The 16,773-nt window shown below is 67.2% G+C and carries 15 protein-coding genes; 14 read left to right on the top strand and 1 reads right to left on the bottom strand.

Annotation, left to right across the window (positions count from 1 at the left end; translation table 11 throughout):
* Positions 1–16 precede the first annotated feature (16 nt).
* On the bottom strand, positions 17–811 hold the full coding sequence (locus V3G39_17375) for a hypothetical protein (GenBank protein ID XAS76390.1): 795 nt from the start codon (positions 809–811) through the stop codon (positions 17–19).
* Positions 812–852: 41 nt separating this feature from the next.
* Here V3G39_17375 and V3G39_17370 point away from each other — a divergent pair, with 41 nt between their 5' ends.
* From V3G39_17370 to V3G39_17305, 14 genes are all read left to right on the top strand, one after another.
* Positions 853–1,353, top strand: a complete 501-nt coding sequence (locus V3G39_17370; GenBank protein XAS76389.1) for a DUF664 domain-containing protein — start codon at positions 853–855, stop codon at positions 1,351–1,353.
* Positions 1,354–1,377: 24 nt separating this feature from the next.
* Entirely contained in the window at positions 1,378–2,319 is a 942-nt protein-coding gene (locus V3G39_17365) for a Ppx/GppA phosphatase family protein (protein XAS76388.1), read from the top strand.
* On the top strand, positions 2,301–3,116 hold the full coding sequence (locus V3G39_17360; protein ID XAS76387.1) for a sugar phosphate isomerase/epimerase: 816 nt from the start codon (positions 2,301–2,303) through the stop codon (positions 3,114–3,116). The genes V3G39_17365 and V3G39_17360 overlap by 19 nt, the downstream gene beginning before the upstream one ends.
* Positions 3,117–3,132: 16 nt before the next feature.
* Entirely contained in the window at positions 3,133–3,639 is a 507-nt protein-coding gene (locus V3G39_17355; protein XAS76386.1) for a hypothetical protein, read from the top strand.
* A gap of 174 nt (positions 3,640–3,813) precedes the next feature.
* The gene (fdh, locus tag V3G39_17350; protein ID XAS76385.1) at positions 3,814–7,068 is read left to right on the top strand and encodes a formate dehydrogenase; all 3,255 of its coding nucleotides are present in this window, start codon (positions 3,814–3,816) and stop codon (positions 7,066–7,068) included.
* Positions 7,065–7,916 carry a 4Fe-4S dicluster domain-containing protein gene (locus tag V3G39_17345; protein XAS76384.1) on the top strand — a complete coding sequence of 284 codons (852 nt, stop codon included), beginning with the start codon at positions 7,065–7,067 and terminating at the stop codon, positions 7,914–7,916. Before fdh ends, V3G39_17345 begins: the two co-directional genes overlap by 4 nt.
* A complete protein-coding gene (gene nrfD / locus V3G39_17340) occupies positions 7,913–8,845 on the top strand; it encodes an NrfD/PsrC family molybdoenzyme membrane anchor subunit (protein XAS76383.1) in 933 nt (310 codons plus the stop codon). Before V3G39_17345 ends, nrfD begins: the two co-directional genes overlap by 4 nt.
* A gap of 195 nt (positions 8,846–9,040) precedes the next feature.
* Positions 9,041–9,421, top strand: a complete 381-nt coding sequence (locus V3G39_17335; GenBank protein XAS76382.1) for a hypothetical protein — start codon at positions 9,041–9,043, stop codon at positions 9,419–9,421.
* A gap of 54 nt (positions 9,422–9,475) precedes the next feature.
* Positions 9,476–12,097 carry an alpha/beta fold hydrolase gene (locus V3G39_17330; GenBank protein XAS76381.1) on the top strand — a complete coding sequence of 874 codons (2,622 nt, stop codon included), beginning with the start codon at positions 9,476–9,478 and terminating at the stop codon, positions 12,095–12,097.
* Complete coding sequence (locus V3G39_17325) at positions 12,090–13,025, top strand: ABC transporter permease subunit (GenBank protein XAS76380.1); 936 nt, start codon at positions 12,090–12,092, stop codon at positions 13,023–13,025. The genes V3G39_17330 and V3G39_17325 overlap by 8 nt, the downstream gene beginning before the upstream one ends.
* A gap of 104 nt (positions 13,026–13,129) precedes the next feature.
* The gene (locus tag V3G39_17320) at positions 13,130–14,080 is read left to right on the top strand and encodes a proline dehydrogenase family protein (GenBank protein ID XAS78270.1); all 951 of its coding nucleotides are present in this window, start codon (positions 13,130–13,132) and stop codon (positions 14,078–14,080) included.
* 10 nt (positions 14,081–14,090) lie between these two features.
* Positions 14,091–14,927 (top strand): pyrroline-5-carboxylate reductase, encoded by an 837-nt coding sequence (gene proC / locus V3G39_17315; protein ID XAS76379.1) that lies wholly within the window; start codon positions 14,091–14,093, stop codon positions 14,925–14,927.
* A gap of 58 nt (positions 14,928–14,985) precedes the next feature.
* Entirely contained in the window at positions 14,986–15,546 is a 561-nt protein-coding gene (locus V3G39_17310) for a GNAT family N-acetyltransferase (GenBank protein XAS76378.1), read from the top strand.
* 83 nt (positions 15,547–15,629) lie between these two features.
* Positions 15,630–16,757: an acetoin utilization protein AcuC gene (locus V3G39_17305; GenBank protein XAS78269.1), complete on the top strand. Its 1,128-nt coding sequence runs from the start codon at positions 15,630–15,632 to the stop codon at positions 16,755–16,757.
* The last annotated feature ends 16 nt before the right edge of the window (positions 16,758–16,773 follow it).

Raw genomic sequence — 16,773 nt, 5'->3', positions numbered from 1 at the left:
AGGACGGTAGGTGCTGCTACCGACAGCCGCGCGCAGCCAGCGTCGCCGGGTGCATCAGCAGGGGTAGCAGCGAGCGGTGGCCGGGCATTGCCGAGGCGGCTGCCACGAGCGCCAGATGCGCCTCGCAGTGGGTGGCCAGCAGGTCATATCCCGCATCACCCATCAGATGCCGCAGCTCACCCGATTCGGACACGTAGACCGGCTCGGTGCCGACGTGCGCCTGCGGATTGGAGGAGCAGTACCAGTCCAGGTCATGCCCGCCCGGGCCCCACCCGCTGCGCTCGTACTCGCCGATGGAGACCTCCAGGTAGGACGTGTCATCGGTGCGTTCGACGGTACGGAAGGTACGTCGCAGGGGCAGCTGCCAGCACACGTCCGGTTTGATCGTGTGGGGCGGTACACCGGTCAGCACGGCGTGCTGGTGCAGTGCGCAGCCGTCCCCGGCCGGGAATCCGGGCCTGTTCAGGAAGATGCAGGCACCGTCGACGACGCGGGTCTTGGTGGCCCCGTCCTCCTTCTCGCGCCACCCGAGATCGCTGTGGCCCGCATCGTGGAACTGCCACTCGTCGGGGCCGAGCTCCTTGACGGCGCGGCGCACGTTCTTGATATCTGCCTTGTCGGAGAAATGCGCGCCGAGGGTGCAGCACCCGTCGTCGGGTCGACCGGCGTAGATCCCCTCGCAGCCACGGCCGTAGATACAGGTCCAGTCCGAGGTGAGCCACGTCAGGTCGCAGCGGAACCGCTCGTTGGGCTCGTCCGGATTGTCGAATTCGACCCAGCTCCGCGCGATGTCCGGACCCGTTTCGCTCACATAGGGATGTTAATGGGTGTGATGACGGGCACACTGTCGCCATGACCCGAGCAGCGGACGAGCGACGTGACCTGCTGTTGGACTACCTGCACGCGCAGCGGCGACACGTGCTCGGCATCGTCGACGGGCTGACCGAACAACAGCTGCGGCAGCCGGTGCTGGCGTCCGGATGGTCAGCGGCGTCGATGCTGTCGCATCTCGCGATGGATGTGGAGGATTTCTGGTTCACCGCGGTCGTTGCCGGGCAGAACTATGACCTCGCGAACGCGCCGAATGCCTGGGTCGTGCCGCTGGACGTGCCCGCTGTGCGGATGGTCGATCGGTACCGGGCGGCAATCGCCCGCTCCGACGCGGTCATCGCACGCACGCCGGTCGGTGCCGGCCCGGCATGGTGGCCAACGGAGTTGTTCGGTGACTGGCAGATGGATGACCTCGGCGAGATCATGCTGCACGTGATGGTCGAGACATCGTGCCACGCGGGGCATCTGGACGCTGTGCGCGAGATCCTGGACGGCCGACAGTGGATGGTGCTCACCGGCTGATCGGCGGCGGGCTAGTTTTACGACATGCGTCTCGGAGTGATCGATGTGGGTTCGAACACGGTTCACCTGCTTCTGGTGGATGCCCACTACGGCGCTCACCCGATCCCGGCTGCCTCCCACAAGCGCGAGCTGCGGCTGTCCGAGCACACGAACCCCGACGGCAACATTGCGCCCGACGGTGTCGATGCGCTGGTCGGATTCATCGCCGAGTGCAAGGAGATCGCCGAGGACCAGGGCGCCGAGGAGTTGCTGGCGTTCGCGACCAGCGCTGTCCGTGAGGCACCCAACACCGAGGACGTGGTGGCGACCGTCCTGAAGCAGACCGGGGTGGACCTTCGGGTGTTGACCGGTGAGGAGGAGTCGTCGGTGACCTTTCTCGCGGTACGCCGTTGGTTCGGGTGGTCGGCCGGTCGGTTGTTGATGATCGACATCGGCGGGGGATCGCTGGAATTGGCCAACGGACTGGATGAGGTGCCGGACGCCGCGATCAGCCTGCCGTTGGGTGCCGGACGTCTCACCCGGTCACTGGACGGGGATCCCCCGTCGCCGCAAGACCTTCGCGAGTTGCGCAAACGGATCCGCACCCAGATCGCGCGCAACCTGCGTGACGTGTCGCGGGTGGGTAGTCCCGATCAGGTGGTCGGCACCAGCAAGACCATCCGGTCGCTGGCGCGGATCTGCGGGGCTGCGCCGAAGGAGGAGGGCCCGTACGTGCTGCGGACGCTCACCCGATCGGACCTGACCGCGCTGGTGCCGAAGCTGGCCGCCATGAGCGCCGCGCAGCGGTCCGACCTGCCGGGTGTGTCGCAGAGTCGGTCCGCCCAGATGCTGGCCGGTGCGATGGTGATCGAGGGTGCGATGGAGTTGCTCAACGTGTCGCAACTGACCCTGTGCCCGTGGGCGCTGCGCGAGGGCGTCATTCTGCGCCGCCTCGACACCATCAACGGGTGGGACACCGAGCAGTGAGCATCAGTCGGATTCCGAACGCCAAGATCGCGCTGTCCAGCGCCTCGGTGTACCCGCTGGGCGTCGCAGCCACTTTCGATCTGGCCGACCGGCTGGGATACGACGGGGTCGAGATAATGGTCTGGAACGACCCGGTGAGTCAGGAGGGTGGCGCGCTGCTGCGTCTCATCGATCACTACCAACTGCCGGTCGTATCGATTCATGCGCCGACGCTGCTACTCACGCAACGAATCTGGGGTACCGAGCCATGGGACAAGGTCGACAACTCGGTGCGGTTGGCGCAGGAGGTCGGCGCCGACACGGTCGTGCTGCACCCGCCGTTCAGGTGGCAGCGGGACTATGCGGCGCAATTCGTGCAGGGTGTCGCGCAGCGGGAGGAAGAGACAGATATCCAACTGGCGGTGGAGAACATGTTCCCGTGGCGGGCGCGCGCGCGGGAGATGCAGGCGTATCTGCCGGGGTGGGATCCGGTGGGTCTGGACTACGCGCACGTGACGCTCGACCTGTCGCACACGGCGACGTCCGGGTCGGATGCGATGGCGATGCAGGAGGCGTTGGGGCAGCGATTGGCGCACGTGCACCTGGCGGACGGTTCGGGATCGTTCAAGGACGAGCATCTGGTGCCGGGGCGCGGCACTCAGCCGTGTGCCCAGTTCCTGGAGACGCTGGCGGGGCAGGGGTACGAGGGGTCGATCGTGCTGGAGGTCAGCACCCGCAAGTTGGACGAGGCCGAGCGCGAACTGGACCTGGCGGAGGCGCTTGTCTTTGCCCGTCTCAACTTCGCTGCCCCCGCCTGACGACGCCGTCTTCGTCATGAATCAACGTGTGCTGACGTGGGGCAGCGGATGGGGCGATAACCGGCTGCTGTTGAACGGCAAGCAGATCGGCGACTTCGACGAGACGATGATGCGCGAGCGCGCCACCGCCCGCTTCGACGGGCAGGAATGGGCCTTCACCAAGGCGTTCGGTGGCGACATCCTCGCGACCAGGGCCTGCGCGGGGTCCAGCGAGCCGGATGAACCGAGTATGGCCGCAGAGAAACACGGCGCGCTGTTCCCTCGCTGGGAGGTCCAGACCGCCGCCGGGGTCTACGTCCTCAAAGGGTCCGGTCGATCCCTCGAGGTCTCTCTCGACAAACAGGTGCTCGGTCGCAGCGAGAGTGCGGGCAGGCTGACCGATCGGCGACAGCTGTGGTTGGTGGACTCAGTGCCCCTGCGACACCACGTATTCCTGCTGTGGGTGGTCACGGTCGACCTTCGCCGCAAGTCGGCAAAAACCGGGCGACTGCCACGATTGGCGATCACCGGCAGCCCCATCTAGCACCCAGGGGCTCAGCCTCATCCGGCGCAGGGTGCCGCACGCGGTGGGCGTTATCACCGAATTCCCAGCTCACCCATAGCGAGAATTCCTGTGGCACAGTGAGATCAAGTCGTGTTCCGGTCCTGGCCGGGTCTCGACCAATCCGCAGTTCTGTATGCGATGGGAGCCCTCTGAATGTCCTCTTCTCTTCCGTGGCCGGCACTGCGGCAACTGACGACCCGCGACCACAGCGCGCGTCGCGACGCCGCGAAATCGCGTAAGACCGAAGAGCTGCAACCCCGGACAGCGACCGCCGACAAGGTGGTGCCATCGATCTGCCCGTTCTGCGCGGTCGGTTGTGGGCAGCAGGTCTTCGTCAAGGACGACAAGGTCATCCAGATCGAGGGTGACCCCGATTCGCCGATCAGCCGGGGGCGGCTCTGCCCCAAGGGTTCCGCCACGCTGCAACTGACGACCGGCGACTCCCGTGAGGAGCACGTGCTCTACCGGCGCCCGGGCGGCACCGACTGGGAGCGGATGGACCTCGACGTCGCGATGGACAAGGTCGCCGACAAGGTCATCGCCGCTCGCAAGGACGGCTGGGAATGGGAGTCCGACGGTAAGCGCACCCGCCGCACGATGGGTGTGGCCAGCCTGGGTGGCGCGACCCTGGACAACGAAGAGAACTACCTGATCAAGAAGCTCTTCACCGCCCTGGGCATCGTGCAGGTCGAGAACCAGGCCCGCATCTGCCACAGCTCCACCGTCGCTGCCCTCGGCACGTCGTTCGGCCGAGGTGGGTCCACGACCTACCTGCAGGATCTGCAGCGGTCCGACTGCATCCTGATCGAGGGATCCAACTTCGCCGAGGCGCACCCGGTCGGCTTCCAGTGGGTGATGGAGGCCAAAGCACGCGGCGCCAAGATCATCCACGTCGACCCGCGGTTCTCGCGCACCAGCGCGATGGCCGATGTGTTCGTGCCGCTGCGGGCCGGCACCGACATCGTCTGGCTGGGCGCGCTGATCAACCATGTGCTCACAAAAGAGCGGTATTTCCGCGACTATGTCGTCAACTACACCAACGCGGCCACAATCCTGCGGGATGACTTCCAGGACACCGAGGACCTCGACGGGCTCTTCTCCGGGATGGACGCCGACTCGCGGGTCTACGACGGCAAGACCTGGCAGTACGACGGCGCCGAGGTCGCGGCGGCCTCCGGCGAGCGGGACAAGCAATACGACGACATCACCAACGGCGGCGCAAGCGTCTCCGAAGCCGGCCGTGCGGAGTCACAGAGCTCGGGTAGCAACCTGCGCGGTAGCTGGCGGCGCGACGAGACGCTCGAAGACCCGAATTGCGTCTTCCAGGTGCTCAGACGCCACTACGCGCGCTACACCCCGGAGATGGTGCAGGAGATCTGCGGCGTGCCGCCGCACCTGTTCCACCAGGTGGCTGACCTGCTGACCGAGAATTCCGGGCGCGAGCGCACCTCCGCGTTCGCGTACGCCGTCGGGTGGACCCATCACACGGTGGGCGTGCAGTACATCCGTGCTGCGGCAGTGCTGCAGTTGTTGCTGGGTAACATCGGCCGACCGGGCGGCGGCATCATGGCGCTGCGCGGGCACGCGAGCATCCAGGGTTCCAGCGACATTCCCACCCTGTTCGATCTGTTGCCGGGATACATCCCGATGCCGCACGCGCACCTGCACGAGAACTTGGCTGACTTCCTGCAGGCGGACGCCGGGCAGCAGGGTTTCTGGGCCAATATGCCCGCTTACATGGTCAGTCTCCTCAAGGCATGGTGGGGAGACGCGGCGACCGCCGACAACGACTTCCGCTTCGACTATCTGCCCCGGCTGACCGGTAGCCACGGCACCTACGAGACGGTGCAGGCCCAGCTCGCCGGCACCTGCAAGGGTTACTTCCTGCTCGGTGAGAACCCCGCAGTCGGATCCGCGAACGCCGGCATGCAACGACGTGGGATGGCCAATCTGGACTGGCTCGTGGTGCGCGACTTCTCGCTCATCGAGAGCGCGACGTGGTGGAAGGACGGCCCGGAGATCCAGACCGGCGAGCTGAAGACCGCCGAGATCGACACCGAGGTGTTCTTCTTCCCGGCCGCCGCGCACACCGAGAAGAAGGGCACGTTCACCAACACCAACCGGCTGCTGCAGTGGCACGAGCAGGCGATCGAGCCGTCCGGTGACCGACGCAGTGACCTGTGGTTCATCCACGAGTTGGGTCGGCTGATCCGCGCGAAGCTGGCTGGCTCCACCGATGAGATGGATGCCCCGGTGCTGGACCTGACCTGGGACTACCCGACCGAGGGCAAGTACAACGACCCCAGCGCGGCCGCCGTCTTGCGCGAGATCAACGGGTGCGATGCCGACGGCAATCTGCTGTCGGGATACACCGAGCTCAAGGACGACGGCAGCACCAGTTGCGGGTGCTGGATCTACTCCGGCGCGTACGCCGATGGCGTCAACCAGACGGCCCGCCGCAAGCCGCATACGCAGCAGAGCATTTCGTCGCTGGAGTGGGGGTGGGCGTGGCCGGCGAACCGGCGCGAGCTCTACAACCGCGCGTCGGCCGACCCGGACGGCAAGCCCTGGAGCGAGCGCAAAAAGCTGATCTGGTGGGATTCGCAGCAGGAGAAATGGGTCGGCGACGACGTGCCCGACTTCGAGGCCACCAAGGCGCCGACCTATCGCCCCGCTGACGGCGCGACCGGTGTCGAGGCGATCCGCGGAGACGACCCGTTCATCATGCAGTCCGACGGGAAGGGCTGGCTCTACGTGCCGACCGGCCTGGTCGACGGGCCGATGCCGACGCACTACGAGCCGCAGGACAGCCCGTTCGAGAATGCGCTCTACACCCAGCAGCGCAATCCGGTCCGCCAGGTCGTCTCCCACAAGGGCAACCGCTACCACCCCAGCGGCAAGGACAAGGGCGCCGACGTATTCCCCTACGTCGCAACGACCTACCGCCTCACCGAGCACTTCACGGCGGGCGGTATGACGCGCTGGCTGCCCTACCTGGCGGAGTTGCAACCGGCGTTCTTCTGCGAGGTCTCGCCGGAGCTGGCTGCCGAGCGCAAGCTGAAGCACCACGACTGGGCCACCATCGTGACGGCGCGGGGGGCGGTCGAGGCGCGGGTGATGGTGACCCGGCGGATGCAGCCGCTGAAGGTGCAGGGCCGGATCGTGCACCAGATCGGCATGCCGTTCCACTGGGGTGGCAACGGGCTGACCACTGGCGACGCGATGAACGAGCTGACCTCGATCGCGTTGGACCCGAACGTGCACATCCAGGAGACGAAGGCGCTCACGGTCGACATCCGGCCCGGGCGGCGACCGCGCGGTGCGGCGCTACCGCAGCTGGTCGAGTCCTACCGACAGCGGGCAGGCATTACTGAGCACACCGGAATGGAAGGCGTGACCCCGAAATGACCGCTGTAGATCTAGGTATGCCGGGCACCTCTGGACAACCACGGATGGGGTTCTTCACCGACACCACCGTCTGCATCGGCTGCAAGGCGTGCGAGGTCGCGTGCAAGGAGTGGAATGTCATACCCAGTGACGGCGCCCTGGATCTGACCGGGGAGTCGTTCGACAACACCTCCGACCTCAGCGCCAACTCCTGGCGGCATGTCGCCTTCATCGAGAAATCGATCCCGGCGACCGAGACCAGCCCGCCCGGCTCCGGTGTGCCCGAGTCCGACGCACACGGTGGGATGAAGTGGCTGATGTCCTCGGACGTCTGCAAGCACTGCACCCACGCCGCCTGCCTGGATGTATGCCCGACCGGCTCGCTCTTCCGCACCGAATTCGGCACCGTGGTGGTGCAGGAGGACATCTGCAACGGGTGTGGTTACTGCGTGTCCGCGTGCCCGTACGGCGTCATCGACCAGCGCAAGGACGACGGTCGGGTCTTCAAGTGCACGATGTGTTACGACCGGCTCGGCGACGGCGGCGAGCCGGCCTGCGCGAAGGCCTGCCCCACCCAGTCGATCCAGTACGGCGAGCTGGACACGTTGCGCCTGACGGCCGCTGCACGGGTCGAGGAGCTGCATGAGCAGGGGGTGCCCGAGGCGCGGCTCTACGGCGACTCACCCGACGACGGGGTCGGTGGCACGGGTGCGTTCTTCCTGCTGCTGGATGAGCCGGAGGTCTACGGACTGCCACCGGACCCGGTCGTCACCACCCGTGACCTGCCTGCCATGTGGAAGCAGGCCGGGTTGGCTGCGGGCGCGCTCCTGGCCGGCGTGGCTGTGTCCTTCATCGGCGGGCGCCGATGAGCCCGCGTCGCGATCCGGAGCCGGAGTTCACGTCGTACTACGGGCGGCCGATCCTCAAAGAGCCCACCTGGAAAGCACCGGATATCGCGGGGTACCTCTTTGCGGGCGGACTCGCGGGTGCATCCTCAGGGTTGGCTGCCGGTGCCGCACTGACCGGCCGCCCGGCGCTCGCGCGGGTGAGCCGGGTCGGTGCTGTCGTGGCCATCAGCGCCTCCCTGGGTGCCCTCGTGCATGACCTCGGCCGGCCGGCGCGGTTTGTCAACATGCTGCGGGTCGCGAAGTGGACCTCGCCGATGAGCATGGGCTCGTGGTTGTTGTCCGGGTACACGCCGCTCGCGGCTGTCGCCGCCTTCAGCGACGTGACCGGTCGGGTGCCGCGCATCGGGCAGGCGTCCGGCGTGGGCGCAGCGGTCCTCGGGACCGGTGTGGCGTCCTATACCGCAGTACTCATCGCTGACACCGCCGTACCCGCATGGCACGAGGTATGGCGCGAGTTGCCGTTCCTCTTCGTCGGTTCGGCTGCATCTGCTGCCGGTGGACTCGGGCTGCTCGTGGCGCCCGTTGCGCAGGCCGGCCCGGCCCAGCGCCTCGCGCTCGGCGGAGCGGCCCTCGAACTTGTGATGACCGAGACGATGACTCGCAACGCCGGCCTCGTGAGTGAGACATTCGGCCAGGACAGGGCGGGCGCGCTGATGCGGGCCGCGAAGATCGCGACGATCGCGGGAGCCGTCGGAGCCACCGTCTTCGGGCGTCGAAGCCGCTGGGGCAGTGCCGTGAGTGGGGCGGCATTGCTGGCCGGGTCCGCCCTGACGCGCTTCGGTATCTTCGAGGCCGGTCGGGCTTCGACGCTGGACCCCAAGTACGTCGTGCTGCCGCAGCGCGAGCGCATGGAGGCCGGTGACCGCACACCGGCGCACGCCGCCGGCTGACGTCGACTGGTTTGTCCACAGGGGCTCCTGCACGGGGGTACCTTTCGCCAGTAGCTTCCTCGGATCGCATCGAATGCCACCTCCGAGGGGATACCCATGCCAGCCCGATCAACCGGTCACCGGATTCGTCAGATCTCCATAGGCCTAGCCGTGACTGCCGCGCTCAGTGCCTGCGCGGTGGGCAACAGCGCACCCATGGCCGTTCCTCCGAGTCGTGATCGCGCACCCGTGCCGACCAACTCGGTGGCGCCGAAGACGGCGCCTGCCAAGCGCACGCCGATGGACCTGCAGAATTCCGTTCTCAGCTACGCGCTGGCATACAACGCGGGTGACGTTGCCGGCGCATGGGATTCGGTGAGCCCCCGCTGTCGCAAGGTGGTCGGGCACGTGAGGTTCGCAGCAAAACTCCGGACGGCGGCCAAGAAACACGGCAGACAGACGATCCGTTCCTATATCGGCGCAATCACCGACGAAACGCACGGCTCCGCCAGTTACACCTACGACAACCCGCAGCTTGACCAGACCGGTCAGAAGTGGGTCAAACTCGGCGAGCTCTGGCACAACGACACCTGCTGAGCGCGGGCACAGGCCCGCCGTCTTTACTGGGGCCATGACTTCGGTGGCTATTCGATGAAGCTGCCGCACATCCGGCCGCCCCGATCGCGCACTGTCCGTGCCCTGCTCGCGGCGCTGGTGGTGCTCGTCGTAGCAGCCGCGGCGTTCCTCGCGCTCCGCCCCGGCGACCCGCAGATCGCCACCCGGTCGCAGTTCATGACGGGCACACCTGAGGGCAACACGCCGGTAAAGCTCGACACGACCCTGTACCTGCCCGCCAAGACACCCGCGCCGGCGATCCTGCTAGCGCACGGCTTCGGCGGTTCCAAGACCGAGCTGGCGGGCGAGGCGAAATCCCTCGCAGCGCACGGCTATGTCGTACTTGCCTACACAGCAAGGGGGTTCGGTCGTTCGGGTGGCTTCATCCACCTGGATGCGCCGAAGTACGAGGTCGCTGATGCGCAGCGGATGGTTTCCTATCTCGCGACCCTCCCGCAGGTCATCAAGGACAAGCCAGGTGACCCACGGGTCGGCGTCGCAGGGGGGTCCTACGGTGGCGGGTTGGCGCTGCTGCTCGCCGGATACGACCAGCGGGTCGACGCGGTCGGCGCCGACATCACCTGGAACGACCTGGGCACGGCCCTCTTCCCGAACGGGGCGCAGGGACAGCCGCCGGGTGTCTTCAAGAAGCTGTGGGCCGGTCAGCTCTTCGGTGCGGGCGCAGTGGGCGGTAAGAACGGTTGCGGCCGGTTTGCACCCGACGTCTGCTCTGCGTACCAGAAGGCCGCAGCCAGCGGTGTCCCCGATGCCGCGATCCTGAAGCTGCTGCGCGCCTCCAGCCCGGCCACCGTGCTGGACAAGATCAAGGCCCCGACGTTGCTGAGTCAGGGCGAGCAGGATTCGCTGTTCCCGCTCGGCCAGGCTGACGCGAATGCCAGAGGGATCGCCAGGACCGGCACCCCGGTGAAGGTGATCTGGCGCAGCGGTGGCCACGATGGCGGCACGAACACCGGCGACCTGGTGGGATACCTCGAGAAGTGGTTCGACCCGGTCCTGATGCGCAAGGGCACCCTGGACCGCTCGTTCGACGTATCGCTCACCGGCGCCGCGCTGTCCGCGCAGAACGGCCAGAGCATCGACCAGACCGTCAGGGTCCGAGGTGGCTACGGCGCGGCGAAGAAGCAGCCGGTCACCGTCGCCGGTGCGTCCACCACGATCTACGCACCCGCCGGCGGCAGCCCCGCGGCCATCACAGCGGTCCCCGGTATCGGCGGTCTGCTGGGCCAGGCGGCTGCCCTGACCGGAGCAGGCAGACTGAGCAACGTCCCCGGTCAGTTCGCGTCCTTCCCCAGTGCGCCGCTGCGCGCGGGTGTGCTGGTCGCGGGTTCGTCCACGGTGCGGCTGCGCATCACTACGACAACGACGACCGACGCCACGCTCTTCGCCTCGCTGCACGACATATCGCCCGACGGCAAGGACACGCTGCCCTCGGGCCTGGTCGCGCCGATCCGTCTCACCGGGTTGCGACCGGGCACGCCCACTGACGTCACCGTGACGCTGCCCGGCATCGTGCAGCAGGTGCCCGCCGGGCATCGGCTTGTCGTGCGGGTCGCCACGACCGACCTCGCCTACCAGCTGCCGGCGACCGCCCGCGGGTACGACATCGCGCTCGCCGACTCGCAGCTGCAGCTCGCGACCGTGACCGGGCAGACCCGCAGCGCAGCGCACCCGTGGGGTTGGCTGATCGCCGGTCTGCTCGCGATGGCGCTGTTCCTCATCGGCGCTTTCGTCGCCGGCTACCGACGTCGGCACCGTCGGGTGGTCGACCCCGCGCTGACTGACATTCCGGTCAGCGTCGAACGCCTGAGCAAGGAGTACGCCGACGGCTACCGGGCCGTCGACGATGTCACCTTCCGCGTCGAACCCGGCCAGATCGTCGGCCTGCTCGGCCCGAACGGCGCGGGCAAGACGACACTGCTGCGCACCCTGATGGGTCTGATCGCCCCGACGTCGGGATCGATCCGGGTCTTCGGTGAGCTCATCGAGCCGGGCGCGTCGGTGTTGTCGCGCACCGGCGTCTTCGTCGAAGGGCCGGGTCTGCTTCCGCACCTGTCCGGCCGCGCGAACCTGCGACTGTTCTGGGCTGCGACCGGTCGCCCGGACGACGAAGCCGACTTCGAGACAGCGCTGGAGATCGCGGGTCTCGGCGCGTCGATCGAACGCCGGGTCAAGACCTACAGCCAGGGCATGCGGCAGCGGCTAGCCATAGCTCAGGCAATGCTCGGCCTGCCCGAGTTGCTCATCCTGGACGAACCGGCCAACGGACTGGACCCGCCGCAGATCATCGAGATGCGCGAAGTGCTGCGCCGGTACGCCGAGACAGGGCGCACGGTGCTGCTGTCCAGTCACCTGCTGGACGAGGTCGAGCAGACCTGCAGCCATGTCGTGGTGATGCACAAGGGCCGGCTGGTGACCAGCGGCTCGGTGAGCGAGATCGTCGGCGCCGTCGCCGGGCCAACCCAGCTGGCGGTGGACGAGCCCGAACGCGCGATGGCTGCGCTCGCCGCAGCCGGTATCCGTGCCGAGCCGATCTCCGCACGTCACTCGCTGGAAGAGGTCTTCATGCAACTGGTCGGTGACGAAGGAAGAACCGACGAGCGGAAAGCTGACGACGAAAGGGTGATGAGCAATGAGTGACGCTGCCACTCGGCGCGGGGTCAGCGACCGCCTTGCGCACCTACCTCCGGTGCAGCCGGACTCCTTCCGCCCGGGAGCCACCCTTGCCCTGCGGGTGGAATTCGTGCGACAACTACGTCGTCGACGCACCCAGTTGTCGGCCCTGTTGCTCCTCGTGCTGCCGGTGATCATCGCGATCGCGCTCAAGGTCAACAACGGAAGCGGCGGCTCCGGTGGTGGCTCCGGCGGTTCTGGGGGTGGGGCGGGCGGCGGTTCCGGCTCGGCGCTCATCGACCTCGGTAGCGCGGGTGCGGGCAACTTCGCGTTCTACTGCGAATTCGCCTCTGCCGCATTTCTGCTCGTAGTCATCGTGGCGCTCTTCTGCGGCGACACCGTCGCCAGCGAAGCCAGCTGGTCATCGCTGCGTTACCTGCTCGCGATACCGGTCCCGCGCCCGCGACTACTGCGCCAGAAACTCATCGTCGCCCTCTCGCTCAGCCTGGGTGCCAACCTGCTGATCCCGATCTGGTCCTATCTGATCGGTGGAGTGTTCTTCGGATGGGCGCCCGCCCAGTCGCCGCTCGGTGGAAGCTTCGGCACCGCAGAGGGCATCTGGCGACTACTGATCGTCGTGGGCTACGCCAGCTTGCAGTCGCTGTTGGTGGCCGCGCTGGCATTCCTGCTCAGCGTGCTCACCGATGCACCGCTGGGCGCGGTCGGGGGGTCGGTGCTGCTCGTGGTGGTGTCCAACATCCTGGACGCGATCACAGCGCTCGGCTCCTACCGCGATTACCTTCCGACCCACTTCCAATACTCGTGGCTGGACGCGCTGGGACCAGCCGTGAACTGGGACGGAATGATCCGCGGCGCCGGCGTCGCGTTGGTCTACTCGTCAGTATTCTTCGCGCTCGCATGGTGGCGTTTCGGGCGCAAGGACATCGTGAGCTGACCGCCGTGTCACATGTCACTGCGAGCATCTAGATTGAGCATGGTCGCGCGGAGTGCGCGCGACGCCGCCCGCCCTTGTGGCGAGACTGCTAGGAGCACCCAGTGATCGATCCGAGCGCCACTCTGAGAGCTGGCTTGTTGGGCCTGGCCCGCAACGACACCATGCGTCGGACGGTCCAAAAGGCGCCGGTCACCCGTGACGTCGTGCGTCGTTACGTTGCCGGTGAGGGCACCGAGGAAGCCGTGCGGGCCAGCCTCGAGCTACAGGATCACGGGCTGCTGGGCACCCTGGACTTCCTCGGCGAGGATTGCACCGACCTGGAGCAGGCCCGCGGCACCCGCGATGCCTACCTGACCCTGCTGGCGGCGCTGCAGGATGCCGGGCTCACCGAGAACGGCGGTGTCGAGGTCAGTGTGAAGCTCAGTGCGGTCGGCCAGTCACTACCTGACGACGGGCACAAGATCGGCCTGGAGCACGCGCAGCAGATCTGCACTGCGGCGAAGGCTGCCGGCACCACGGTCACCATCGACATGGAGGACCACACCACAACAGACGCCACGCTGGAAGGGGTGCGCGATCTACGCGCGGACTTCCCGTGGGTCGGTGCGGTGCTGCAGGCATATCTGCACCGTACCGAGGCCGACTGCCGTGACCTGGCGACCGCCGGTAGCCGGATCCGGTTGTGCAAGGGCGCCTACGACGAGCCGTCCAGCGTGGCCTACCAGAGTAAGTCGCAGGTCGACCTTTCCTATGTGCGCTGCCTGAAGATCCTGATGCAGGGTGACGGTTACCCGATGGTGGCCAGCCACGACCCTCGACTGGTGCAGATCGCGGGCTCGCTCGCCGACCGGTACCTGCGGGCTTCGGACTCCTTCGAATACCAGATGCTCTACGGCATCCGCACCGCCGAGCAGCAGCGACTGTCCGACGCCGGACATCAGATGCGCGTCTACATCCCGTACGGCGACGAGTGGTACGGCTACTTCATGCGTCGCCTCGCCGAGCGCCCCGCCAACGTCGCCTTCTTCGCGCGATCCCTGGTCAGCCGCGGATGAATGAGCGCGGATGAGTGAGCAGGTATCGAGCGTGCCTGCGCGCGCGGACACCATCGCGATCCTCGGTGCGGGGGTGATGGGCGAAGCGCTGCTCTCGGGGTGGTTGCGTGGCGGCCGCGACGCAGCCACGGTGCTGATCAGTGATCGCAGCGAGGCGCGCACCGAGGCATTGACCGGGCGGTACGGCGTGCAGGCACTGCCCGCTGAGGAAGCCGCAGCAGCCGCAGGCACGCTCGTCATTGCGGTGAAGCCGCAGGACATGCGCGCCCTACTGGAGCAGATCGGCCCACGGCTCGGCGCGCAGACCCTGGTGGTGTCGTTGGCGGCGGGTATCACCACAGCGTTCCTGGAGTCTCACCTGCCGGACGGCACGAGTGTCGCGCGGGTAATGCCCAATACGCCCGCGTTGGTCGACCAGGGCATGTCGGCGGTCAGCCCGGGAGCACACTGCGATACCGACCAGCTCGCGACGGCCACCCGGCTGTTGAGTGACTGCGGCAAGGTCATCTCCCTGCCCGAGCATTATCTGGACGCGGTGACAGCGATCAGCGGTAGCGGACCGGCCTACATCTTCTATGTCGTCGAGGCGATGATCGAGGCGGGCGTGCTGCTCGGGATACCGCGTGCCACGTCCACCGAGCTCGTCGTCCAGACGGTGTACGGCGCCGCCACCATGCTGAAGGAAACCGGTCAACATCCAACGGTGCTGCGCGAGCAGGTCTCCAGCCCGGGTGGCACGACGATGGCTGCCCTGCGGCAACTGGACGACAACAAGGTGCGGGCTGCGTTCCTCACAGCGATCGAGTCTGCGGCTCACCGGTCCGCGGAACTCGCCGGCGGTTCATGACTTTGTCGTCGTCGATCTGTGTTCGCGACGGGGGCGGCGAGCGTGGGACAGTACAGCCATGACTGACATCACGGTTCGGGTCCTCGATGAGCAGGATTGGCAGATCTACCGCGATGTGCGGCTTGCCGCGCTCGCCGACAGCCCCAATGCGTTCGCCGCCAGCGCAGCCCAGGAGCGCCAGTTCGACGACGCGTTCTGGCGCCGTCGGCTCACCAGATCCCGACGGATGGTCGCTCAGCGCGGCGAAGACGTCCTCGGCGTGGTCTCAGTGGGGCGTGCCAGCGAAGAGGACCCGCGCGCCTGCGAGCTCTTCGGATTGTGGGTCACCCCACAGTTGCGTGGCCAGGGCGTGGCCTGGAAGCTGGTGCAGGCGGGCGTCGATCAGGCCGCCACCGACTCCTTCGAGTTCGTCGTCTACTGGGTCGGCACCGACAACGGCCGCGGCGTTGCTTTCGCCAGCAGCTTTGGTTTCCGCCCCACGGACGCTCGTCGTCCGATGGAGGTCACCGGGGTTCCCGATGGTGTAGAGCCGGCCGAACTGGAGGACCCCGAGAACGAAATGGCCATGGTCTACTCCGTCGGAGGCGACGCCAGCGGGGTGCCGAGCTCGCTCTCGTGAGTACTCACCCGCCCGCACCCGCATCCACCTGGATCGTGTGGGACGAGCGGTTGACGCGGTACGACTTCGGGTCCCACCATCCGATGGATCCTCGCCGCCTCGCGCTGACAGCCGCGCTGGCGCGCGATTTCGGTGTCTTCGATACCCCCGGTGTGTCGATCCAGACGCCCCCGGCGCCCTCAGCGGATCTGCTCGATGCCGTCCACAGTCGGGCCTATATCCAGGCAGTTCAGGCCGCTTCGGCCGATCCGGACAAGGCGGACAGTGCCTACGGCCTCGGTACGGAGGATGATCCGGCGTTCGTAGGCATGCACGAGGCTGCCGAGTTGGTGGCTTCCGGAACCCGGCACGTCTGCGATGCCGTCTGGTCCGGGCAGGCACAGCATGGCGTGAACTTCGCCGGGGGCATGCACCATGCGATGCCCGACAAGGCCTCAGGTTTCTGCGTGTACAACGATGCGGCAGTCGGCATTGCCTCGATGCTGGCTGCGGGGGCCGAGCGGGTCGCGTACGTCGATCTGGACGTGCACCACGGCGACGGCGTCGAGCGCATCTTCTGGGACGACCCCCGGGTACTGACGATTTCCATCCACGAAGGTCCGCGCACCCTTTTTCCTGGCACGGGGCATGCCGGCGATGTGGGGGGACCGAACGCGCAGGGATACGCGGTCAATATCGCGCTACCTCCCGGCGTGGGTGACGCCGGGTGGCTGCGTGCCCTGCACGCCGTCGTACCGAGTCTGCTGCGCTCCTTCGAGCCGCAGGTGCTGGTCAGTCAGCACGGATGCGACTCCCACTTCCTGGATCCGTTGGCCAACATGCGGCTGTCCGTCGACGGTCAGCGGACCGCGGCCGAGTCCATGCACGATCTGGCCCATGAGGTCGCCGGTGGCCGTTGGGTAGCGCTCGGTGGCGGGGGATACGAGATTCTCGATGTCGTGCCCCGTACCTGGACCCACCTGATGGCCATTGCAGCGCACCGCCCCATTGCCTGCAACGCCGAGCTCCCGCAGACCTGGCGCGATGAGGCAACCCGGCTGTGCGGCCGACCCGGACCGCCGCGGATGGGTGATGAAGGGTCGAAGGACGGGCGGGTCTGGTGGAAATCGTGGGCCACGGGCGCCGACCCCAGCGATCCGGTCGACCGGTGTGTACAGGCGACCCGGGAAGCGGTCTTTCCCGATCACGGTCTCGATATCTGGTTCGACTGAGGCGGTTTGCGGCGTG

The sequence above is a fragment of the Dermatophilaceae bacterium Sec6.4 genome, from assembly GCA_039636865.1.
Taxonomy (GTDB): domain Bacteria; phylum Actinomycetota; class Actinomycetes; order Actinomycetales; family Dermatophilaceae; genus Allobranchiibius.
Note: the sequence above shows the minus strand (reverse complement) of the source record. Positions and strands in the feature narration are given on the sequence as shown.